The sequence below is a fragment of the Rhodopseudomonas faecalis genome, assembly GCF_003217325.1.
Lineage (GTDB): Bacteria > Pseudomonadota > Alphaproteobacteria > Rhizobiales > Xanthobacteraceae > Rhodopseudomonas > Rhodopseudomonas faecalis.
Genome location: NZ_QJTI01000012.1, coordinates 1 through 20,450, shown reverse-complemented (window position 1 = coordinate 20,450; position 20,450 = coordinate 1). Strand labels below are relative to the sequence as shown.

General features: G+C 65.8%; 18 protein-coding genes. 9 read left to right on the top strand and 9 right to left on the bottom strand.

The genetic code is table 11. From position 1 onward, the window contains the following. Window positions 1-83: 83 nt before the first annotated feature. The 7 genes from BJ122_RS11055 to ubiE all read right to left on the bottom strand — a co-directional run bounded on the left by BJ122_RS11055 (window position 84) and on the right by ubiE (window position 9,283). Window positions 84-407, bottom strand: coding sequence for a PilZ domain-containing protein (locus BJ122_RS11055; RefSeq protein ID WP_110781156.1), 324 nt, complete (start codon window positions 405-407; stop codon window positions 84-86). A gap of 74 nt (window positions 408-481) precedes the next feature. Continuing rightward, the gene (gene tsaE, locus BJ122_RS11050; protein ID WP_110781087.1) at window positions 482-2,005 is read right to left on the bottom strand and encodes a tRNA (adenosine(37)-N6)-threonylcarbamoyltransferase complex ATPase subunit type 1 TsaE; all 1,524 of its coding nucleotides are present in this window, start codon (window positions 2,003-2,005) and stop codon (window positions 482-484) included. Continuing rightward, window positions 2,002-4,521, bottom strand: coding sequence for a sensor histidine kinase (locus BJ122_RS11045; protein ID WP_110781086.1), 2,520 nt, complete (start codon window positions 4,519-4,521; stop codon window positions 2,002-2,004). Before BJ122_RS11045 ends, tsaE begins: the two co-directional genes overlap by 4 nt. Before the next feature lie 354 nt (window positions 4,522-4,875). Next, the gene (gene dut, locus BJ122_RS11040; RefSeq protein ID WP_110781085.1) at window positions 4,876-5,328 is read right to left on the bottom strand and encodes a dUTP diphosphatase; all 453 of its coding nucleotides are present in this window, start codon (window positions 5,326-5,328) and stop codon (window positions 4,876-4,878) included. Then, window positions 5,325-6,755 (bottom strand): bifunctional phosphopantothenoylcysteine decarboxylase/phosphopantothenate--cysteine ligase CoaBC, encoded by a 1,431-nt coding sequence (gene coaBC, locus BJ122_RS11035; protein WP_110781084.1) that lies wholly within the window; start codon window positions 6,753-6,755, stop codon window positions 5,325-5,327. The genes dut and coaBC overlap by 4 nt, the downstream gene beginning before the upstream one ends. A 192-nt stretch (window positions 6,756-6,947) precedes the next feature. Then, the gene (gene ubiB, locus BJ122_RS11030; protein ID WP_110781083.1) at window positions 6,948-8,525 is read right to left on the bottom strand and encodes a 2-polyprenylphenol 6-hydroxylase; all 1,578 of its coding nucleotides are present in this window, start codon (window positions 8,523-8,525) and stop codon (window positions 6,948-6,950) included. Next, window positions 8,522-9,283: a bifunctional demethylmenaquinone methyltransferase/2-methoxy-6-polyprenyl-1,4-benzoquinol methylase UbiE gene (ubiE, locus tag BJ122_RS11025; protein ID WP_110781082.1), complete on the bottom strand. Its 762-nt coding sequence runs from the start codon at window positions 9,281-9,283 to the stop codon at window positions 8,522-8,524. Before ubiE ends, ubiB begins: the two co-directional genes overlap by 4 nt. Before the next feature lie 128 nt (window positions 9,284-9,411). On the opposite strand from ubiE, the gene mutM reads away from it, so the two are divergent. The 4 genes from mutM to BJ122_RS11005 all read left to right on the top strand — a co-directional run bounded on the left by mutM (window position 9,412) and on the right by BJ122_RS11005 (window position 14,244). Continuing rightward, window positions 9,412-10,299: a bifunctional DNA-formamidopyrimidine glycosylase/DNA-(apurinic or apyrimidinic site) lyase gene (gene mutM, locus BJ122_RS11020; protein WP_110781081.1), complete on the top strand. Its 888-nt coding sequence runs from the start codon at window positions 9,412-9,414 to the stop codon at window positions 10,297-10,299. Between the two features lie 433 nt (window positions 10,300-10,732). Then, window positions 10,733-12,244, top strand: coding sequence for a malonate--CoA ligase (locus BJ122_RS11015; RefSeq protein ID WP_110781080.1), 1,512 nt, complete (start codon window positions 10,733-10,735; stop codon window positions 12,242-12,244). A gap of 146 nt (window positions 12,245-12,390) precedes the next feature. Further along, complete coding sequence (locus tag BJ122_RS11010) at window positions 12,391-13,197, top strand: SDR family NAD(P)-dependent oxidoreductase (protein ID WP_110781079.1); 807 nt, start codon at window positions 12,391-12,393, stop codon at window positions 13,195-13,197. Between the two features lie 129 nt (window positions 13,198-13,326). Further along, complete coding sequence (locus BJ122_RS11005; protein WP_181418934.1) at window positions 13,327-14,244, top strand: helix-turn-helix transcriptional regulator; 918 nt, start codon at window positions 13,327-13,329, stop codon at window positions 14,242-14,244. Here BJ122_RS11005 and BJ122_RS11000 read toward each other — a convergent pair. After that, window positions 14,229-14,618 (bottom strand): hypothetical protein, encoded by a 390-nt coding sequence (locus BJ122_RS11000; protein WP_110781077.1) that lies wholly within the window; start codon window positions 14,616-14,618, stop codon window positions 14,229-14,231. The genes BJ122_RS11005 and BJ122_RS11000 overlap by 16 nt on opposite strands. A 22-nt stretch (window positions 14,619-14,640) precedes the next feature. On the opposite strand from BJ122_RS11000, the gene BJ122_RS10995 reads away from it, so the two are divergent. The 4 genes from BJ122_RS10995 (at window position 14,641) to BJ122_RS10980 (ending at window position 17,678) form a co-directional block, all read left to right on the top strand. Beyond that, window positions 14,641-15,222 (top strand): fasciclin domain-containing protein, encoded by a 582-nt coding sequence (locus tag BJ122_RS10995; protein WP_110781076.1) that lies wholly within the window; start codon window positions 14,641-14,643, stop codon window positions 15,220-15,222. Window positions 15,223-15,381: 159 nt separating this feature from the next. After that, window positions 15,382-16,011 (top strand): cytochrome b/b6 domain-containing protein, encoded by a 630-nt coding sequence (locus BJ122_RS10990; RefSeq protein WP_110781075.1) that lies wholly within the window; start codon window positions 15,382-15,384, stop codon window positions 16,009-16,011. Window positions 16,012-16,126: 115 nt separating this feature from the next. Further along, window positions 16,127-16,906, top strand: a complete 780-nt coding sequence (locus BJ122_RS10985) for a molybdopterin-dependent oxidoreductase (protein WP_110781074.1) — start codon at window positions 16,127-16,129, stop codon at window positions 16,904-16,906. 268 nt (window positions 16,907-17,174) lie between these two features. After that, entirely contained in the window at window positions 17,175-17,678 is a 504-nt protein-coding gene (locus BJ122_RS10980; protein WP_110781073.1) for a superoxide dismutase family protein, read from the top strand. A gap of 104 nt (window positions 17,679-17,782) precedes the next feature. Here BJ122_RS10980 and BJ122_RS10975 read toward each other — a convergent pair whose 3' ends face one another. After that, window positions 17,783-18,961, bottom strand: a complete 1,179-nt coding sequence (locus tag BJ122_RS10975) for a YbfB/YjiJ family MFS transporter (RefSeq protein ID WP_110781072.1) — start codon at window positions 18,959-18,961, stop codon at window positions 17,783-17,785. A 226-nt stretch (window positions 18,962-19,187) separates the two neighbouring features. Between BJ122_RS10975 and leuB the strand changes: the two genes are divergently transcribed. Beyond that, window positions 19,188-20,300: a 3-isopropylmalate dehydrogenase gene (leuB, locus tag BJ122_RS10970; protein ID WP_110781071.1), complete on the top strand. Its 1,113-nt coding sequence runs from the start codon at window positions 19,188-19,190 to the stop codon at window positions 20,298-20,300. Window positions 20,301-20,450: the final 150 nt, after the last annotated feature.

Sequence of the window (20,450 nt, the reverse complement as noted above, 5' to 3'; positions counted from 1 at the left end):
TAACATGTTCCGCGCGACGATGACCGGCCGCATAACCTGCGGTCGTGACGAAGATAAGACGCGCGCGAGGGACGAGAAGGCGATCAGGCGCTGGCGTGCTGCGCCCGGCCGCGCGCCGGCTCACGCTTTTTCTTGTCGTTGCGGATGAAGGTAACGCCGATCTGGTCGCCATTGATCCAGCTCAGCTCGCAGCGGCGATAAGCGAGTCCGGTGGTCGACAGCAGCAGGAAGAATTCCTTGAGGTTCAGCCCCTGGAACTCGCCTTCAATGGTGATCTTGGCGCCGACGTCGGACACGTCCTCAACGGAGCATGGCCGGCGCCAGGTTCCGTCGATCGCCATCATGTGAGCTTTGAGACCGCGCTCGAAAACGACTCGACCGGACTTGCGGCGCTCCGCAACACCCATGCTCGTTTCCTCCATTTCGGGACAGCGCGGAGGTTATCGGCGGCAACGCTAACAAGCCGTAAAAGCGAATGCGATCACAGCGCCGGTGGCGGCACATGCCGGTCATACCAGCTCTGCAGCGACGCCAAAGCCGGGTGCGCCAGCGAGCGCGTCAGATAGGTCCAGATCCGCGGCAGATGGGCGAGGTATTGCGGCTTACCGTCGCGGCGGTTGAGCCGGGTGAAGGTGCCGAGCAGCCTTGTGTTGCGCTGGGCGGACATCACCGCATAGGTCTCGGCGAAGGCGGCCGGGTCAAAGCCCGGTTCCGCGGTGCGCCGCGCCTTGATGTAGCGCGCCAGCAGCGTCAGTTCGAGCTGTTCGGACACGTCGATGCGGGCATCCTGCGCCAGCGACACCAGGTCATAGGCGGCGGGGCCGAGCACCGCGTCCTGAAAATCAATCAGGCCGACCCGGGCAATGTCCGTACGGTCCTCAAGCCAGATCAGATTGGGCGAATGGAAGTCGCGCAGCACCCAGGTCTGGGCGTCGGCGGCGTGCTGCAACAGCAAGGCGCGCCACAGCGCCAGAAACTCCTGATGGGCGGCCGCGGTCAGCGGGGTGCCGCGGTCGGGCAGATACCATTCCGGCATCAGGCCGATCTCGATCAGCATCGCTTCGACGTCGAATTCCGGGATGGTGTAGTCCGGGCCGTCCGGAACCGGCAGCACGGTGGGCAGTGGCGCGCGATGCAGCGCCGCCAGGCAATCGGCGGCGGCCTGGTAGCGTTCAGTGATCGGCTGGCGCGGCACGCCGCCGAGGAAGCCGGCGGCGCCGAGATCCTCGGTGATCAGAAAGCCATCGCTCAGATTGGCGTGCAGGATCGCCGGCGCGGAAAAGCCGCGCTCGCGCAGGCCATTGGCGATCGCGACGAACGGCCGGACATCTTCGGCGAGGTGCACCGCGGCGCTGTAGGAGCGGCCGCCATAGATCGGCGGGCCGTCCGGCCGGCGCGGCGCGTTCATCAGGATCAGCGGCGGGCCGTCATGAAGCAGCCGGGCATAAGAGCGGGTCGAGGCATCGCCGGCGACCCGTTCGCGCGCCGCCTCCATCTCCCCGGCGCGTTCCAGGAACGCGCGCAGCGCCTGCAGCCGCCGTACCTGGGCGGCGGCCTTGCCATAACCTTTGATCTCGGCGGCGCGTGCCACCGAGCCCAGCGCCGGGCGATGGGTCAGCGTGATCTCGATGTGGTCGTCCGGCAGCACCTCCGGGGCGCGCTCGGCCCATTCGATCAGCGCCACCGTGCCCTCCGGCAGCGGCGACAGCCCGATCTCTTCGAGTTCGCCGGGATCGTCGATCCGGTACAGATCGGCGTGCAGCAGCGGAAACGACGGCAGATCGTAGGACTGCACCAGCGTAAAGGTCGGACTCGGCACGTCGAGCTCGGGCTCGCCGGCGAGATAGCGGATCATGGCGCGCGCCGCCGCGGTCTTGCCGGCGCCGAGGTCGCCCGACAGCGCGATCACATCGCCCGGGCTGATCAGCAGCGCGAGATCGGCCATGAGATGCGCCGTGGCCGTTTCATTGGCCAGCGCGACGGAGAATGCGAACGGCGCGGTCATTCAGCGGCGTGGCGCTGCTGGGACTGATCGATCGGGAAGCTGCAGGTCAGCGTCGTGCCCTGGCCCACCACCGAATCGATCCGCACCTTGCCGCCATGCAGCTCGACGAACGAGCGCACCAGCGACAGCCCAAGCCCGGCGCCGCGATGGCGCGAGCCGTTGGAATGGCTCTCGAACCAGTCGAACACCTTTTCCTGCACTTCGGGCGCGATGCCCGGGCCGCGATCGATCACGGTGAATACGATATCGGTGGCGGTGCGCTCGGCCTTCAAGGTGATGGTGGATTGCTGCGGCGAGAAGCCGACCGCGTTGGCGAGCAGATTATACAGCACCTGCACCACGCGCCGTTCGTCGGCGATGAACTGGCCGATTTCGGCATCGGCCTGCACATCGAGCGTGATGTGATCGCGGGCGAGCCGGTCCTGAATGCCTTCGCTGGCGGCGTCGATCGCCTTGAGAATATCGACCGGGCCGAGATTGAGCGTCATCGCGCCGGCGTCGATGGTGGCGAGGTCGAGAATGTTATTGATGATGGCGAGCAGCGCGTTGGTCGAGCTGGTGATGTAGCCGAGATATTCGCCCTGCTTGTCGGTGAGCGGCCCGGTGGTCGGATCGCTGAGGAAATGGGCGAAGCCGATGATGGTGGTGAGCGGCGAGCGCAGCTCGTAGGAGACGTGGTGCACGAAGTCGATCTTCATCTGATCGGCGGCTTCCAGCGCCTCGTTGCGCTCGCGCAGCGCGCGCTCGACATTCTCGGTATCGGTGATGTCCTGGAATGTCAGCATGGTGGCGCCGTCGGGTAGCGGCATGGTCAGGCAGGCGAGCACGCTGCCATCCTTGCGCTGCAGCTTGAGCGGCACCGGCACCCGGTTCTCGATGCTGGTGATGGCGGTGCGCAGCGTCTGCCAGGTCGCGCCATTGTCGAACAACGGCCGGCACCAGTCGATCACCGTTTCGATATGCGGCTGCTGCTGCAGCGCTTCTTCCGACAGATTCCAGAGCCGGGTGAAGGACGGGTTGAACAGCCGCGCGCAGCCATTGCTGCCGAACACCGCGACCGCTTCGGCGAGATTGTCGAGCGTCTCGCGCTGCACCGTGATCAGCGCGTCATAGCGCCGCGCCAGGTCGAGCTTTTCGGTGACGTCGTCGAACAGATAGGTGACGCCGCCTTCGAGATTGGGCGTGGTGACGATGCTGAGCGCGCGGCCATCGGGCAGATACCAGACGTCCTTGGTGGCATCGACGGCGCGATAGGCGTCGTACAGCCGCGTCTTCCAGGCGCGGAAATCGGCCTGTTCCGGCAGCTTGCGCGCGGCGCGCAGCTTGTCGAGCAGCGTCGATTCGTCGGGATTGGAATCGAGGAACGCGGTGTCGAGATCGAACAGCCGGCGATAGGAATCGTTGTAGAACGCCAGCCGGTGCTGCTCGTCGAACACCGCAACGCCGGACGACAATTGATCGAGCGTGCGGCGATGGGAATCGGCCATCCGCGCGAGCGAGGTTTTCAGTGCGGCAGCTTCGTTGACGTCGATCGCCATGCCAGCGCTGCCGCCGCGCACCTTTTGGGCATAGACGTCGAACATCCGCCGCTCGCCGCCGACCACGATCGGCAGCCGCGCGTTGAACGCGGCGCTGTCATTGAGGCCGCGGGTCAGCGCGTCGCGATCATGGCTGTCGAGCAGCTCGACATTGTGCTGCACGGCGTCGGTGATGCTGGTGGCCTCGGCGGCGCGCGCATAGGCGGCGTTGGCGAAGGTCAGTTCGCCATTGGCGCGCCGCGTCCAGATCGGCCAGGGCGCGGCGAAGGCGAAATCGCGCAGCATCTCGGTTTCTTCGTGCAGCGCGCGATAGCGGTCGGTCATCTCGGCGAGTTCGCGGCGCAGCCCGCTCAGCTCGCGAATCCGCACGATCGCCTGGCCGCCGACCGCGCGGCCCATCGCCTCGATGCTGCGGCCCGTCGAGGTGACGAGATTCAGCACAAAGCTCTCGCCGGATTCCAGCAGCGCATCGACGGCGTGGTCCATGCGCAGCGCCGGCTCCGGCGCCATCCAGGTTCCGAACGCCAGCACGCGATGCGGCTGCGGCGGCCCGTCCTGCGTCGGCGGAACGAGCAGCGCGATATCGCCGGAGATTTGCGGGCGGTTGTCGCCGGCCGCCCAGGAGATCAGCACCTGCGGTTCGGTGAACAGCAGCGCGCGGAACCGGTCGCTTTCGATCTGCAGGCTCTGGATGTCGTCGCGCAGCCGCGCTTCGCAGGCCGCGGCGCGCATCCGGGTGCGCATCAACTGGATGGTGGCCAGCACCGTAAAGCCGAGCACGCCGGCGGTGATGGTGAGCGTGCCGAGTTCCTGGCGGTTGAGATCGAACAGCTCGGCGGCCGCGTCCAGCATCGCCGCCTCGGCACGCGCCGGCGTCACCGCGGTCAGCACGGTGGCGGCGAAGCCAATGTAGCTGCTGCGTGCCAGCGAAGTGCACGACAGCAGCGTCCGACGCACCGATGCGATCACGCCTGCCATAGATTGCCCCAAACCTGCACGCTCAGCGCCCGACGCGCCGTTCCGATCGGCACGCTGGCACGGTTCTGAGTCATGGTCGAAACCGCAAGCGGACCTTGCGGCTCCCCTGGTACCCAACGAGCCGCAATTGTGCTGATCGTGATCGATACGTCGTTAGCGAATCGTCGGACATTATCGCCTTCGCGACTCTTCCGGTAAGAGTCCAGACCGTGAACGCCGCGGCCCGGACGGCGGCAAATATTTTTCCTGGCAGCTCTTGCCAGGATTCGCGACGCAGCGCGAATGATGGCCGAACATGACGCGCGCGTCTGCTGCTGTGGTTCCCGGGTCGGGTGCGCCCTAGGTCGTGTGGTGTCAGCGGCCGGTGGAACCGAAACCGCCAGTGCCGCGCGCGCTATCCGGCAGCGTATCGACCGACTGCCACAGCGCCTTCTCGACCTTGGCGATCACCAGCTGCGCGATCCGTTCCCCGCGGCGAATGACGAACGGCGCCTGGCCGTGATTGATCAGCAGCACGCCGATCTCGCCGCGATAATCGGCGTCGATCGTGCCCGGCGCGTTGAGCACGGTGACGCCGTGCTTGGCGGCGAGGCCGGAGCGCGGCCGCACCTGTGCTTCAAACCCTTCCGGCAGCGCGATGTGCAGCCCGGTCGGCACCAGCGCGCTGCGTCCCGGCTCGAGCGTCAACGGCGCGTCGTCGGCAACGGCGGCGATCAGATCGAGCCCGGCGGCGTGCGCGGTCTGATAGGCCGGCAGCGGCAGCCCTTCGGCATGCGGCGCCTGCTGGATGGCAATTGAAACGGTCACGCGGCAAAACTCCCGATAGCGTCGGCAATGCGCTGCACCAGCGCGGTGGCGACTTCGTCCTTGGCCATCAATGGCCAAGCTTCCTGGCGAATCTGATCACCGTCTCGGATCAACAGATGCACGGTGTTGCGGTCGCCGCCCATCACCCCGGTCGCGGGCGAGACGTCATTGGCGACGATCCAGTCGCAGCGCTTGCGTTGCAGCTTGGCGGTGGCGTGGTCGATCAGATGCTCGGTCTCGGCGGCAAAGCCGATCACCAGCGGCGGCCGGCCGTGCTGGCGCTGCGCGATGGTGGCGAGAATGTCCGGGTTTTCGACCAATTGCAGCGGCGGCACGCCATTGCCATCCTTCTTCAGCTTCTGGCCGCCTTGTTCGGCGACGCGCCAATCGGCGACCGCGGCGGCAAAGATCGCGATATCGGCGGGCAGCGCTGCTTCCACCGCGGCCAGCATGTCGCGCGCCGCTTCCACCCGGATCACCCGGACGCCTTGCGGGTCGCGCAGTTCCACTGGGCCGGCGATCAGCGTCACGCTGGCGCCGGCGGCCTGCGCTGCGGCGGCGATGGCAAAGCCCTGCTTGCCGCTGGAGCGGTTGGCGATGTAGCGCACCGGGTCGATCGGCTCATGGGTCGGGCCTGCGGTGATCAGCACGTGCTTGCCGGCCAAGGGCTGCGGCGCGGCCGGGCGCAGCAGCGCGTCGGCGGCGGCAGCGATCTGCAGCGGCTCGGCCATCCGGCCAACGCCCGCTTCGCCGGCTTCCGCCATCTCGCCGGCAAACGGGCCGATCAGTTTGACGCCGTCGCGCACAAGCTGCGCGACGTTGCGGCGGGTCGCCGGGTTGTTCCACATCATCGGGTTCATGGCCGGCGCCAGCAGGATCGGGCGGTTGCTGGCCAGCAGAATCGCGCTGGCGAGGTCGTTGGCGTGGCCATTGGCCATTTTCGCCATCAGATCGGCGGTGGCCGGCGCCACCACGATCAGCGCGCAGTCGCGCCCGAGCCGGATATGACCGGCATCGAACTCGCTTTGCGGATCGAACAGGTCAGTATAGACGCGCTGATGCGACAGCGCGCTGGCGGTGAGCGGCGTCACGAATTGCTGCGCGGCGGCGGTCAGCACGCAGCGCACCTCAAAGCCGCGCTCCTTCAGCCGGCGGATCAGGTCCATCGACTTGTAGGCGGCGATGCCGCCGCCGACGATCAGCGTGATGCGCGGCGATGCGCTGCCCGGCGCGGCGCTTTCGGTGGGCGTCAGCTCGGCGCGCTCGAGTTCGTCGCTCGGCGCCGGCTCGGCCGAGGGCGACTGCAGCGCCGCCTCGCGCAAAATGCTGCGCACCTCGTCTTCCATCGAACGGCCGTTGCGCGCGGCGCGCTGGCGCAGCTCGGATTTGATGGCCTCGTCGAGCTTGCGGATGGTCAGGTTGGCCATGCGGTGTTCCCTTCGATCCGCGTGCGCCCGTAACGCTGGTCATGCCCGCATCGGTCGCGGGCAGCCACGCCGTTCGGGTCTGCTGCGGATCAAAACGTGGATGGCCGGGCAGGGCCCGGCCATGACGGCGAGGATGCGGGACTATGCCAACTGACTGCAATGCAGGCAAGCATTGCAGTCAGTGCTAGCGCGTCAGCGCAGATATTGCAGCGAGAACAGCACGCCGATGAAGGTCGCGGCGATGATCCAGAGCGCGATGGTGCGGCCCCGGCTCTTGCGCCGCTCGCTGCGTCCGATCGCGGCGATGGTTTCCGGTGCCAGCACCAGGCCGTCGCGGGTCATGGCCTCGAGCTGGTTCAGCACCGTGACCGAGCGGCTGACGATCGACGGCAGGCCGGACAGCACCTGAACGATCTCGCCGCCGCCGGCGAGCGCGCTCTCGATCTTGCCGATCGGGCCAAGATTGCGCTCGATCCATTCGCGCACCACCGGGTCGGCGACCTTCCAGATGTCGAGCTTGGGATCGAACGAACGCGCCACGCCCTCGACCACCACCATGGTCTTTTGCAGCAGGATCAATTCCGGCCGGGTGCGCATGTCGAACAGCCCGGTGACCTCGAGCAGCAGCGTGAGCAGCTTGGCCATCGAGATTTCTTCGGCGGTGCGATTATGGATCGGCTCGCCGATCGCCCGGATCGCCTGCGCGAAATTTTCGACCGAATGGTGCGGCGGCACATAGCCGGCCTCGAAATGCACCTCGGCGACCCGGCGATAATTGCGGGTGATGAAGCCGAGCAGGATTTCGGCCAGGAAGCGCCGTTCCTTGGGCGCCAGCCGACCCATGATGCCGAAATCGACCGCGACCAGCCGGCCCTCGGGGTCCAGGAACAGGTTGCCCGGATGCATGTCGGCATGGAAGAAGCCGTCGCGCAGCGCATGGCGCAGGAAGCTCTGGATCACCTTGCGGCCGAGTTCCTGGGTATCGACCTTGGCTTCGGCGATTCGGGCGTGGTCGTTCAGCGGAATGCCGTCGATCCACTCCATGGTCAGCACGTTGTGGGTGGTGCGGTCCCAGTCCACCGTCGGCACCCGGAAATCCGGGTCGTCCTTGGTGTTTTCCGCCATTTCGGAGGCCGCGGCCGCTTCCAGCCGCAGGTCCATCTCCATGGCCACCGTGCGCGACATGGTGTTGATGACTTCCACCAGCCGCAGCCGCCGCGCTTCCGCCGAATACAGCTCGGCCTTCTCGGCGACGAAGAAGAAGTCGCTGAGATCACGCCGGAATCTCGCGCCGACATTGGGGCGCAGCACCTTGACCGCGACCTGCTTGCGCACGCCGTCGACCTCGACCTCGCCGCGATGCACCTGGGCGATCGAGGCCGCCGCCACCGGGGCGCTCAGGCTGACAAAGGCCTGATCGACCGGCCGCTCCAGCGAGGCGGCAATGACCGCATCGGCTTCCGACTGCGAGAACGGCGGCAGCCGGTCCTGCAGGCTTTCCAGATTGCGCGCCATGGCCACGCCGACCACGTCGGGCCGGGTTGCCAAAAACTGTCCCAGTTTCAGATAGGCCGGGCCGAGCTTGGTCAGCGCCAGCGACAGCCGCGGGCCAGTCCCGGCGCCGCGCCGTTCGATCAGCCGTGCCAGCCGCAGCGCCAGCCGCCCCGGCGGTGGCACCAGGGACGGATCGACCACGCCGAACACGCCTTCACGCGCGAACACGTAGCCGGCGCGGGCCAGCCGCGCCGCATGGGTCAGTGCAGAGATCACAAACGCCAGCCCGAATGCAGCGCGACGATGCCGCCGGACATCAATTGATAGCTGACGCGGGCAAAGCCGGCGTCGCGGATCATGGTCGCGAACTGCTCCGGCTTCGGGAATTTGCGAATTGATTCAACAAGATACTGGTAGCTCTCGGCGTCGCCGGTCACGGCGCGGCCGATATGCGGGATCACCTTGAACGAGAACAGGTCATAGATTTTGTCGAGGCCCGGCACGTCCACGGTCGAGAATTCCAGGCACAGGAACCGGCTGCCGGGCTTCAGTACCCGATGAGCTTCCTTCAGCGCCAGGTCGATGCGCGGCACGTTGCGGATGCCGAACGCGATCGTATAGGCGTCATAGCTCTTGTCGGGGAACGGCAGCTCCTCGGCATTGCCTTCCACGAACGTCACCTGATGGTCGAGATGCTGGGCGAGGGCGCGTTCCTCGCCGACCGCGAGCATGTCGCTGTTGATGTCGCACACCGTCGAGGTGAAGCCGGCGCCGGCCGCCTTGGCGGCGCGGAACGAGATGTCGCCGGTGCCGCCGGCCACGTCCAAAAGCGCAAACGGCGCATCGTCGCGCGGCGGGTTCAGCGTCGTCACCATGGCGTTTTTCCAGACCCGGTGCAGGCCGCCCGACATCAGATCGTTCATCAGGTCGTAGCGGCTGGCGACGCTATGGAACACGTCATTGACGAGCGTCTGCTTTTCCTCCAGGGCCACGTCCCGGAAGCCGAAATGCGTGGTCTCGCCCCGCTGTGCCATACTTGTCTCTCCTGTACGCGACGTCGCGCCGGCGCGGTCGATTCGCGGTCGCCGGACCCGGCCTGCGGCGGACCATATAGCGTGCCGCTGGCGACGGCGCTATCACCTTGGCGGTCCAAGGGGAATACATGCCTGAGTTGCCTGAAGTCGAAACCGTGCGGGTTGGTTTGCAGCCAGCCATGGAAGGCGCCCGATTTGATGCGGTGGCGCTGCGCCGGGGCGACCTGCGCTTTCCGCTGCAGCAGGATTTCGCCGCCCGGCTGACCGGGCAGAGCGTGATCGGGCTCGGCCGCCGCGCCAAATATCTATTGGCCGATCTCAGCAGCGGCGACGTGCTGCTGATGCATCTGGGCATGTCCGGTTCGCTCCGGGTGATGGAGGGCAGTGTCGAGACCACCCCCGGCTCGTTCCATTACGCCCGCTGCGCCGACCGCGCCCACGACCATGTGGTGTTCGCGATGTCGACCGGCAAAACCGTGGTGTTCAACGACCCGCGCCGGTTCGGTTACATGAAAGTGTTTCCGCGCGCGGCGATCCAGGACGAGCCGTTCCTGAAAGGGCTGGGGCCGGAGCCGCTCGGCAATGCCTTTGATGCCGAGATGCTGGCGCGGGTCTGCGCCGGCAAATCGGTCAGCCTGAAGGCGATGCTGCTCGGCCAGCGCGCCGTGGCCGGGCTTGGCAATATCTACGCTTGCGAGGTGCTGTTCCGGGCGCAGCTTGATCCGACCCATCCGGCGGCCGTGCTGGCCGATCCCTCGGGTGCGCCGACCGGCGCCGCCGAGCGGCTGGTGATGTCGATCCGCACCGTGCTGGCCGAGGCGATCGCGGCGGGCGGCTCGTCGCTGCGCGACCAGAGCTATCGCCAAGCCTCTGGCGAACTTGGCTATTTCCAGCATTCGTTCCAGGTCTATGACCGCGAGGGCGAACCGTGCCTGACCAAAGGTTGCCGCGGCACCATCGTGCGTTTCAGCCAGAACAACCGCTCGACCTTCTGGTGCCCGAGCTGCCAGCGCTAGCGTGGCGGTCTGCTCTCCCTCCCTCCCCCCGCGAGCTTTGCGAGCGGCGGGGAGGGTGGCCGGCCGCAGGCCGGTCGGGTGGGGGGCGCTTCTTCGCGAAGGCCTTATCACCCACGTCTTGAAATCCCAGCAAGATCAAAGGCGTGGATGGCCGGGACGAGCCCGGCCATGACGTGCGGAGTGGTTGGTATCACTCGCCATTGGTATTATCGGGGCTAGCGCAGAAGCCCCCCACCCCCGACCCCTCCCCACCGGTTCGCGGGGGGAGGGGAGAAGAGGGGCCTCTCACCATCGCGTTACGCTTCGCGGCGAAGGGGAGTGTGCCGCGCCGTAGCGGTTGACGCGCGTCATGCTCGCTCGCGGCTTCCGTTGCCGGGCCGCCGCAGTTGTTGATATGGGCAAGCACCCTTCGGTCATACGCCAGGACACGCCCATGGACGCTAATCTGTTTACCCGTCTGTTCGACGGCCTCACCGATCCCGGCAAGCTCGCGATCGAGACCCATGATGGCGGCCGGGTCAGCTATGGCGATCTGATGCAGCGCGCCGGCCAGATCGCCAATGTGCTGGTGGCGCGCGGCGTCAAGCCCGGCGACCGAGTGGCGGTGCAGGTCGACAAATCGGTGGCGGCGCTGGTGCTCTATCTCGCCACGGTGCGCGCCGGCGCGGTCTATCTGCCGCTCAACACCGCCTATACGCTGCACGAGCTTGATTACTTCATCGGCGACGCCGAGCCGAAACTGGTGGTGTGCGATCCGGCCAAGCGCGACGGCATTGCCGCGCTGGCGGACAAGATCGGCGCCGGCGTCGAAACGCTCGATGCCAATGGCGAGGGCACGATCAGCGCCGCGGCGGCGACTGCATCGTCAGAGTTCGTCACCGTGCCGCGCGCCGGCACTGACCTGGCCGCGATCCTGTACACTTCCGGTACCACCGGGCGCTCCAAAGGCGCGATGCTGTCGCACGATAACCTCGCGTCGAATTCGCGGATGCTGGTCAATTTCTGGCGCTTTACGCCGGACGACGTGCTGATCCACGCGCTGCCGATCTATCACACCCACGGGCTGTTCGTGGCCAGCAACGTCACGCTGTTCGCGCGCGCCTCGATGATCTTTTTGCCCAAATTCGATCCGGAGCTGATCATCAAGCTGATGAGCCGGGCCACCGTGCTGATGGGCGTGCCGACCTTTTATTCGCGGCTGCTGCAAAGCCCGGCGCTGACCAAAGAGGCTGCGGGGGCGATGCGGCTGTTCATCTCGGGCTCAGCGCCGCTCTTGGCTGATACGCACCGCGAATGGTCGGCGCGCACCGGCCATGCCGTGCTGGAGCGCTACGGCATGACTGAAACCAACATGACCACCTCCAATCCCTATGACGGCGCGCGCGTGCCCGGCGCGGTCGGCCCGGCGCTGCCCGGCATCTGCGTGCGCGTGGTCGATACCGAGAGCGGCCGCGAATTGCCGCCCGGCGAGATCGGCATGATCGAGGTGAAAGGCCCCAATGTGTTTCAGGGCTATTGGCGCATGCCGGACAAGACCAAGGCGGAATTCCGCTCAGACGGCTTCTTCATCACCGGCGATCTCGGCAAGATCGATCAGGACGGCTACGTCTATATCGTCGGGCGCGGCAAGGATCTGGTGATCACCGGCGGCTTCAACGTCTATCCCAAGGAAGTCGAGACCGAGATCGACGCCATTCCCGGCGTGGTGGAATCGGCGGTGATCGGCGTGCCCCACGCCGATTTCGGCGAGGGCGTCACTGCGGTGGTGGTGCGTGACAAGGGCGCCGCCGTCGATGAGGCGACGGTGCTCGGCGCGCTTGAAGGTCAGCTTGCGAAATTCAAGATGCCCAAGCGCGTGTTGTTCGTCGACGAATTGCCGCGCAACACCATGGGCAAGGTGCAGAAGAACGTGCTGCGCGACACCTACGCCAAGCTCTACAGCTAGCCTCCAGCAAACGCCGCGCGCGCCGCTTTGAGCGGTGCCGCGCACTGCATATTCCGCGCGGCGGCCGCAAGCGATCGGGCGCTGCTGCGGCTCCTTGACTTGCACCGCCATGCGCCGCACAGCTTCCGAAAAGCACAGGAGGGCGCATGTTCAAGGATCTGTTTTCACTGCAGGGACGGGTGGCGCTGGTCACCGGCGGTTCGCGCGGCATCGGCAAGATGATCGCGGCCGGGTTTTTGGCGCAGGGCGCGGCGCGGGTTTACATCACCGCGCGCAAGGCCGGGCCTTGTGAGCAGACCGCGCAGGAATTGACCGCGCTATATGATGGCGAGTGCATCGCGCTGCCGATCGACATCTCCGCCCTGAGCGGCATCGAATTGCTGACCGCTGAGCTTGGCAAGCGCGAGCAGCAACTCGACATTCTGGTCAACAATGCCGGCGCCGCCTGGGGCGCGCCGTTTGACGAGTTCCCGGAAAGCGGCTGGGACAAGGTGATGGACCTGAACGTCAAGACGCCGTTCTTCCTCACCAAGGCGCTGCATGGCCTGCTGCAAAAATCCGCCAGCGACGAGCGCCCGGCCAAGGTGATCAACATCGCCTCGATCGACGGGCTGTTCGTCAATCCGCTGGAAACCTATCCCTATGCCGCCAGCAAGGCCGGGCTGATCCACCTGACCCGGCGCATGGCGGCCCGGCTGATCAAGGACAACATCGTGGTGACCGCGATCGCGCCGGGGCCGTTCGCTTCCGACATGAACAAGGCGGCGCGCGACCATGCCGATCTGGTGGCGACCCGGGTGCCGGCCGGCCGGATCGGCGCCGATGCCGACATGGCGGGCGCCGCAGTCTATCTCGCCTCGCGCGCCGGCGATTATGTGGTCGGCATCACGCTGCCGGTCGATGGCGGCGTCGCCTACGCCGCCCCCGGCATTCAGGGCGACGGCTGGGACTGAGCCGGGCGCTGCTTGCTTTGCTCATTCTGCATTATAGTGCAGAGTGGGGCATTCCGTCCGCTTGCTGCGACGGCGGGCCTGCACTATGTTTCGTGGGTTCGGTCAATGACGGCCGTTCCCTCGGGCCTCGTGATGGACGCTGCGCAATCGGAACCGCTGTTCCTGGAGCAACTCGGTCAGCGCGTGCGCAACATGCGCGGGCTGCGCGGCATGTCGCGCAAAGTGCTGGCCAAGGTGTCGGGTATTTCCGAGCGCTATATCGCCCAGCTTGAAAGCGGCAAGGGCAACGTCTCGATTGTGCTGCTGCGCCGCGTCGCCCAGGCGCTCGGCACCCATCCTGAGGACCTCATTCCTGCCAGCGATCCGGTGCCGGATTGGCCGGTGCTGCGCGATCTGTTGCGCCAGGCCTCGCCGGTGCAGCTCGCCCATGCCCGCGACATGCTGTCCGGGCTCGGCCGGCTCGGTGCCGGCGCGCGCCGGCTGCCGGATTTCAACGGCATCGCCTTGATCGGGCTGCGCGGCGCCGGCAAATCGACGCTCGGCCGCAGGCTCGCCGATCACATCGGCTGGCGGTTCGTGGAATTGAACAAGGAGATCGCCCAGCAGCACGGGCTGTCGATCGCCGAGATCATCGCGCTCTATGGCCAGGAGGGCTATCGGCGCATGGAGCTGGCGACGCTGCGGCAATTGCTGGCACGCAAGGAGCTGATGGTGCTGGCTGCCGGTGGCGGCATCGTGTCCGAGCCGGTCAGTTTTGAGCTGCTCTTGTCATCGTTCTTCACGATCTGGCTGAAGGCCGACCCGGAACAACACATCGCGCGGGTGCGCAGTCAGGGCGATCTGCGGCCATTGGCTGATGATCAGACGGCAATGGCCGAATTGCACACCATCTTGACCAGCCGCGAGCCCCATTATGCCCGCGCCTCCGCCGTGCTCGACACCGCGTCTTTGTCGCTTGATGACGCGACCACGCAACTGATCGAAATGGTGTCGCCGGTGCTGTGCCGCGATGCCTGCGTGTTCGGATCACGTCAGGCTGTGCTCTGAACGCCGAACTCGCTGTTCGCGCGAGTCATCACGATCACATTATCGCCATTGCTGATCGTCGCCGCAGCTTGTGAGGTGAGCGGCTTCCGCGATTGAGCCGTCGCGCCCGCAATTGTCGTGGGCGTGATGTGTTGTTGCGTCGCAGCTCGCACCTTGCAGCTCACACCTTGCAGCTCACGGCGCGCATGCGCAGCAATGCTGCGTGCGCGTAAGTGTGACGATGACGTGAATCGCATCTCTGCGATTTGTTCCAGCTGCGACAGAATCGACCACGTTGAAACCAAGCACGCTTCACAAGCGTAGCTGCGGGCATCGAACTCAGATTGCGATCGCAACCAGGTTCGATCCAGCCCGCGCTCGGTCGCGGATATCATGCCAACATTGGGAGACTAATCGATGTCCAAGCGAATTGCTCTGTCTGCAGCTGTGATTGCTCTGGCTGCCAGCGTGCAGATCCCGGCACATGCCGAGGACAAGATGATGCGCAACAACGCCGGCATGACGAAAAGTGACGCGACCGTGATGGTCGGCGGCGCGGCCATGGTTCCTTCCAAGAACATCGTCGAGAATGCTGCCGCGTCCAAGGATCACACCACGCTGGTCGCGGCCGTGAAGGCGGCTGGCCTGGTCGGCACGCTGGAAGGCAAGGGGCCGTTCACGGTGTTCGCGCCGACCAATGCCGCGTTCGGCAAGCTGCCGGGCGGCACGGTCGATAATCTGCTCAAGCCCGAGAACAAGGCGACGCTCACCAAAATTCTCACCTATCACGTTGTTCCCGGAAAACTCGAAGCCGCCGATCTCAAGGACGGTCAGAAGCTCAAGACCGTGGAAGGCGACGAACTCACGGTACGCACCTCCGGCGGCAAGGTGACGATCACCGACGCCAAGGGCGGCAGCGCCACGGTCGCGATCGCCGACGTCGCCCAATCGAACGGCGTGATCCATGTGATCGACACCGTATTGATGCCGGCGTCGTAACGCTCTGCTCTGGCGGGCGCGGGTGGCCGATCGCGCCCGCGCTCCCCTCAACCCAGGGAATCTACGGGCTCGCCGTGTTGTGATCACGGCTTCGCGATGGAAGCGGGACAATCACGCCGCGTTCCGCCCGGAACGCCGTAGCCGCGCAGGAGCCAGTCAATGTCCGGCGTTTCGATCAGCGAGCCGCAGGTGCGGCGGCCGACCAGGACGGTCATTCATCCGCTGTGGCTGCGCGTGCTGCACTGGGTCAACGCCTTCGCGATGGTGATCATGATCGGCTCGGGCTGGCAGATCTACAACGCTTCGCCGCTGTTCGATTTCAGCTTCTCCCGATCGATCACCATCGGCGGCTGGCTCGGCGGTGCGTTGCAATGGCATTTTGCCGCGATGTGGCTGCTGGCGATCAACGGCGTGCTCTATCTGTTGCTCGGTGTCATCACCGGACGGTTCCGCGACAAATTCTGGCCGATCAGCGTGACCGGAATCGGCCACGATCTACGCCAAGCGCTGAGCTTCAAGCTCTCGCATGCCGATCTGTCGCGCTACAATCAGGTGCAGAAGCTGCTCTATGCCGGAGTGATCATCGCCGGCATCATCGCGGTGCTATCGGGCATGTCGCTGTGGAAGCCGGTGCAATGGCAAACGCTCACCGCTTTGTTCGGTGGCTATGACGCCGCGCGCTATGTGCACTTCTTTGCGATGACGGCGATCTGCGGCTTTCTGGTGATCCACATCGCGCTGGCGCTGCTGGTGCCGCGCGCCTTGCGTGCCATCATCTTCGGACGGTGACAGCCATGACCAGGGCCTCGTCATTGCGAGCGAAGCGAAGCAATCCAGCGCACGGCACGCTGACGCTTAGCGCTGACCGTATCGTTGCTCGTTGTCCTGACTTGAGGAGGCAGCGATGTTCGGCTTGAAGCGGCTGATCATTCCCGGTGTCGACAAGCGCCTCTTGGCGCGCGATGCGACAAAAATGCTGCCTGATCCGTCGCGGCGGCGTTTTCTGGCCGGTGGCGCCAGCCTCGGCGCCTTGACGCTGCTGACCGGCTGCGACGTGGTCGATCAGGTTTCGGCCGAAAAGCTGCTGGTGCAGATTTCCAAATTCAACGATGCGGTACAGGCCGCGATCTTCGATCCGGAACAGCTGGCGCCAAGTTTTCCCGAGAGCGCGATCACAAGACCGTTTCCGTTCAATGCGTTCTATTCGCTGGATGAGGCGCCGCGCGTCGATGGTGATCAGTACCGCCTCGAAATATCGGGCTTGGTCGGTGACAAAAGCAGCTGGAGTCTCGCTCAGCTCGCGCAATTGCCGCAACAGACCCAGATCACCCGCCATGTCTGCGTCGAAGGCTGGAGCGCGATCGGCTCCTGGACCGGCGTGCCGCTGCGCGAATTCCTGCAGCGCATCGGCGCCGATCTGCGCGCCAATTATGTCTGGTTCCGCTGCGCCGACGGCTACACATCGCCGATCGATATGCCGACCGCGTTGCACCCGCAGACCCAGATCACGCTCGGCTTTGATGGCACCACGCTGCCGCGCGCCTATGGCTATCCGATCAAGATTCGGATTCCGACCAAGCTCGGCTTCAAGAACCCGAAATACGTGGTCTCGCTCGAAGTCACTAACGACTACAAGGGCGGCTATTGGGAGGATCAGGGCTATAATTCGTTCAGCGGACTGTAAGTGCTGTCTGTTCGCCGTCATTCCGGGGGGCGCGGAGCGCGAACCCGGAATATCGAGATGATTGAAGTGTCGCCGGTGGCCCGAAATTCGAGTTTCCGGGTTCGCTCGCTGGCGCGAGCGCCCCGGAATGACGTGGTGAGTTGATGCTGCCCGCAGCGAGCGCAGAAGGTTCCGCAACTAATCCGCGGCCAATCGCGTGTTGTCGGGGCTGCAGCGGCAGTGATAGCGTCGCAATCAAAGCCTAGAAGATGCGACATGGGAGGTTTCAATGCTGCGAGCTTTGTTGTGCACCGGCGCGCTGTTGCTGCTACCGACGGCGGTCGCCGCGCAAACGGCGCAGGCCAGTTTGAAAAACGCCCAAGGCGCCGAGGTCGGCACCGCCACGCTCAGCGAGACCAGCAAGGGCGTCGCCATCAAGCTGGCGCTGAAGGGACTGCCGCCCGGCGAACACGCCTTCCATATTCACGCGGTCGGGCGCTGCGAGCCGCCGTTCACTTCGGCCGGCGGCCATTTCAATCCCGGCAACAAGAAGCACGGCAAGATGGCGGAGGGCGGCGCCCATGCCGGCGATATGCCCAATCTGACGATCCCGTCGTCCGGATCGCTGACCATCGACGTGGTCAATGATGCGGTGACGCTCGCCAAGGGCGCCCCGAATTCGCTGTTCAAGCCGGATGGCACCGCGCTGGTGATCCATGCCGGCGCCGATGATTACAAGACCGATCCGGCCGGCAATGCCGGCGACCGCATCGCCTGCGGTGTGATCGAGTAGCAGGAGTGGAGAAGCGGTCCGGCGCCGCACGTCCCCATCAGTCATTCCGGGATGCGCGCCTTGAGCGCGCAGACCCGGAATCCCAAAAGAGTTTAGCCCCTGGATCAGCGCCGCAGCGGCCGTTGCAGCGCCGCGCACAGCGCGCCGATGCCGAGCGTCGCGGCCGACACCGCCAGCGCGGAATCGAGGCTGCCGGTGTAATCGGTGATCGCGCCGGTCGCGAACGGGCCGAGCGTCTGGCCGACACCAAAAGCAATGGTCATGGCCGCGATCGCGCCCGGCCAGGCTGCTTGCGGATAGTTGAAACGCACGAACGCCGTGGTGGTGGTGACCACCGCGAAGAACGAGCCGCCGAACACCGCCGCCGACAGCGCCAGCACCGCCAGCGACGACGACGCCATCGGCAGCGCCGCGCCGACCGCGTTGACGCCGAGCACGATCGCGGTGACGGCGCCGCTATGGCCGCGGGCGATCAGCCGCCGCCACAGCCAGGGCGAGGTCAGCGCGCCGAGCCCGATCAGGCTCCAGAACAGGCTTTGCGCCAGTGCGCCGCCGCCGGCGTCGCGCACATAGGCGATCATGAAGGTCATGTAGGCGATGTAGCCGGCGCCAAACAAAAAATAGCCGAGCAGATAGATCGCGACCGGCCGGATGGCGAACGAGCCCACCTCGGCTTCCTGGCGCGCCGCCGCGCCATCGATCCGCAGCACCAGCAGCGGCAGCGCCAGCAGCAAAGCGATGGCTGTCAGCGCCAGCCAGGCCAGCCACCACGAGCCCGGCCCAAGGCCTTGCAGCAAGAATGGCACCACCAGCCCGGAGATCAGGATGCCAGCCCCGGGGCCGATATAAAACAGCCCGATCAGCAGGCTGGCGCGTTCCGGCTCGCGCTGCGCCAGCGTCGCGGTCAGGGTGCCGCCGGCCACGAACGCCACCGCGGCGCCAAGCCCGGCCAGCAGCCGCGCCAGACCGATCGCGAGAAAATTGCCGGATAGCGCGCACAGCGCCAGCGACAGCACGCAGGCCAGCGTGCCGGCCTGCACCAGCGCCAGCAGCGGGAAGCGCCGGCTGAGCCGGGCGGCGATCAGGGCGCCGGCGAGATAGCCGGCGGCATTGACGGTATTTTGCAGACCGGCAGCCGAATAGCTCCAGTCCAGCGAGTCGCGCATGTCCGGCAGCAGCAGCGAATAGGCAAAGCGGCCGATGCCGAGGCTGATGGTCGGTGCCAGCGCCAATGTCAGCACCAGGCGCGCGGTCGGCGGCCGGGTCTTGTCGATCCTGCTCAAGCGTTTCTCCCGCTTGAATTTGTGCCGTGCTTTCGCGGGCGCCGCAACAGCACTGGCCGGAACCGCGCTTGCCAATCCGGCAGCGGCGCTTTAGCACTCCGGCACAATTCCATTGTCCACTCGTCATGCCCGGTGCTGCGCCGGCATCCGCGATTTTTCGAGCTGCACAGCCAGACGTGGATGGCCGGGATCAGCCTGGCCATGACTCATCATGAGGAATTCGATCATGGCGACGCATAAACTGCTTCTTCTGCCCGGCGACGGCATCGGCACCGAGGTGATGGCCGAGGTGAAGCGCCTGATCGACTGGCTCAATTCGGCCGGCATCGCCAAGTTCGAGACCGAGGACGGCCTGGTCGGCGGCGCCTCCTATGACGCCGACAAGGTGGCGATCACCGATGCCACCATGGCCAAGGCCCACGCCTCCGACGCCGTGATTTTTGGCGCGGTCGGCGGCCCGAAGTGGGACGGCGTGCCCTATGACGCCCGCCCGGAAGCCGGCCTGCTGCGGCTGCGCAAGGATCTCGGCCTGTTCGCCAATCTGCGCCCGGCGGTGTGCTACCCGGCGCTGGCCGATGCCTCCAGCCTGAAGCGCGAAGTGGTCGAAGGCCTCGACATCATGATCGTGCGCGAGCTGACCGGCGGCGTCTATTTCGGCGAGCCCAAGACCATCACCGATCTCGGCAATGGCCAGAAGCGCGCGGTCGATACCCAGCTCTATGAAACCTACGAGATCGACCGCATCGCCCGCGTCGCCTTCGACCTGGCGCGCAAGCGCCGCAACAAGGTGACCTCGATGGAGAAGCGCAACGTCATGAAGACGGGCCTGCTCTGGAACGAGGTGGTCACCGCGGTCCATAAGGCCGATTACGCCGACGTCGCCCTCGAGCACCAGCTCGCCGATTCCGGCGGCATGAACCTCGTGAAGTGGCCGAAGCAGTTCGACGTGATCGTCACCGACAATCTGTTCGGCGACATCCTGTCCGACATCGCCGCGATGCTGACCGGCTCGCTCGGCATGCTGCCGTCCGCTTCGCTCGGCGCGGTCGATGCCAAGACCGGCAAGCGCAAGTCGATGTATGAGCCGGTGCACGGCTCGGCGCCGGACATTGCCGGCAAGGGCCTCGCCAATCCGGTGGCGATGCTGGCCTCGTTCGGCATGGCGCTGCGTTATTCGCTCGATATGGGCGATCTCGCCGACAAGCTCGATCAGGCGATCGCGGCGGTGCTGGCCAAGGGCCTGCGCACCGCCGACATCAAGTCGGAAGGCACCACCGTGGTCTCGACCTCGCAGATGGGCGAAGCGATCCTGAAGGAAATGCAGGCGCTGCTGGCGTAATCGCAGCCGTCGCTTCCGAAGGTCTTGAAACTGAGGCGACCTCCCTCCCCCTTGTGGGGATCGTTGCGTTATTGGCGATTGGTGATTCAATGGTTTGGCATTGGATCGGAGACGGCGATGGCGGAGCGAGATCAACTGAGCCTTGCGGAG

Excerpts from the sequence above, each read along its gene's own strand:
- BJ122_RS11055 (WP_110781156.1), bottom strand. The coding sequence starts at position 407 with ATGGGTGTTGCGGAGCGCCGCAAGTCCGGTCGAGTCGTTTTCGAGCGC.
- tsaE (WP_110781087.1), bottom strand. The coding sequence starts at position 2,005 with ATGACCGCGCCGTTCGCATTCTCCGTCGCGCTGGCCAATGAAACGGCC.
- BJ122_RS11045 (WP_110781086.1), bottom strand. The coding sequence starts at position 4,521 with ATGGCAGGCGTGATCGCATCGGTGCGTCGGACGCTGCTGTCGTGCACT.
- coaBC (WP_110781084.1), bottom strand. The coding sequence starts at position 6,755 with ATGGCCAACCTGACCATCCGCAAGCTCGACGAGGCCATCAAATCCGAG.
- ubiE (WP_110781082.1), bottom strand. The coding sequence starts at position 9,283 with ATGGCACAGCGGGGCGAGACCACGCATTTCGGCTTCCGGGACGTGGCC.
- mutM (WP_110781081.1), top strand. The coding sequence starts at position 9,412 with ATGCCTGAGTTGCCTGAAGTCGAAACCGTGCGGGTTGGTTTGCAGCCA.
- BJ122_RS11015 (WP_110781080.1), top strand. The coding sequence starts at position 10,733 with ATGGACGCTAATCTGTTTACCCGTCTGTTCGACGGCCTCACCGATCCC.
- BJ122_RS11010 (WP_110781079.1), top strand. The coding sequence starts at position 12,391 with ATGTTCAAGGATCTGTTTTCACTGCAGGGACGGGTGGCGCTGGTCACC.
- BJ122_RS11000 (WP_110781077.1), bottom strand. The coding sequence starts at position 14,618 with ATGATATCCGCGACCGAGCGCGGGCTGGATCGAACCTGGTTGCGATCG.
- BJ122_RS10995 (WP_110781076.1), top strand. The coding sequence starts at position 14,641 with ATGTCCAAGCGAATTGCTCTGTCTGCAGCTGTGATTGCTCTGGCTGCC.
- BJ122_RS10990 (WP_110781075.1), top strand. The coding sequence starts at position 15,382 with ATGTCCGGCGTTTCGATCAGCGAGCCGCAGGTGCGGCGGCCGACCAGG.
- BJ122_RS10985 (WP_110781074.1), top strand. The coding sequence starts at position 16,127 with ATGTTCGGCTTGAAGCGGCTGATCATTCCCGGTGTCGACAAGCGCCTC.
- BJ122_RS10980 (WP_110781073.1), top strand. The coding sequence starts at position 17,175 with ATGCTGCGAGCTTTGTTGTGCACCGGCGCGCTGTTGCTGCTACCGACG.
- leuB (WP_110781071.1), top strand. The coding sequence starts at position 19,188 with ATGGCGACGCATAAACTGCTTCTTCTGCCCGGCGACGGCATCGGCACC.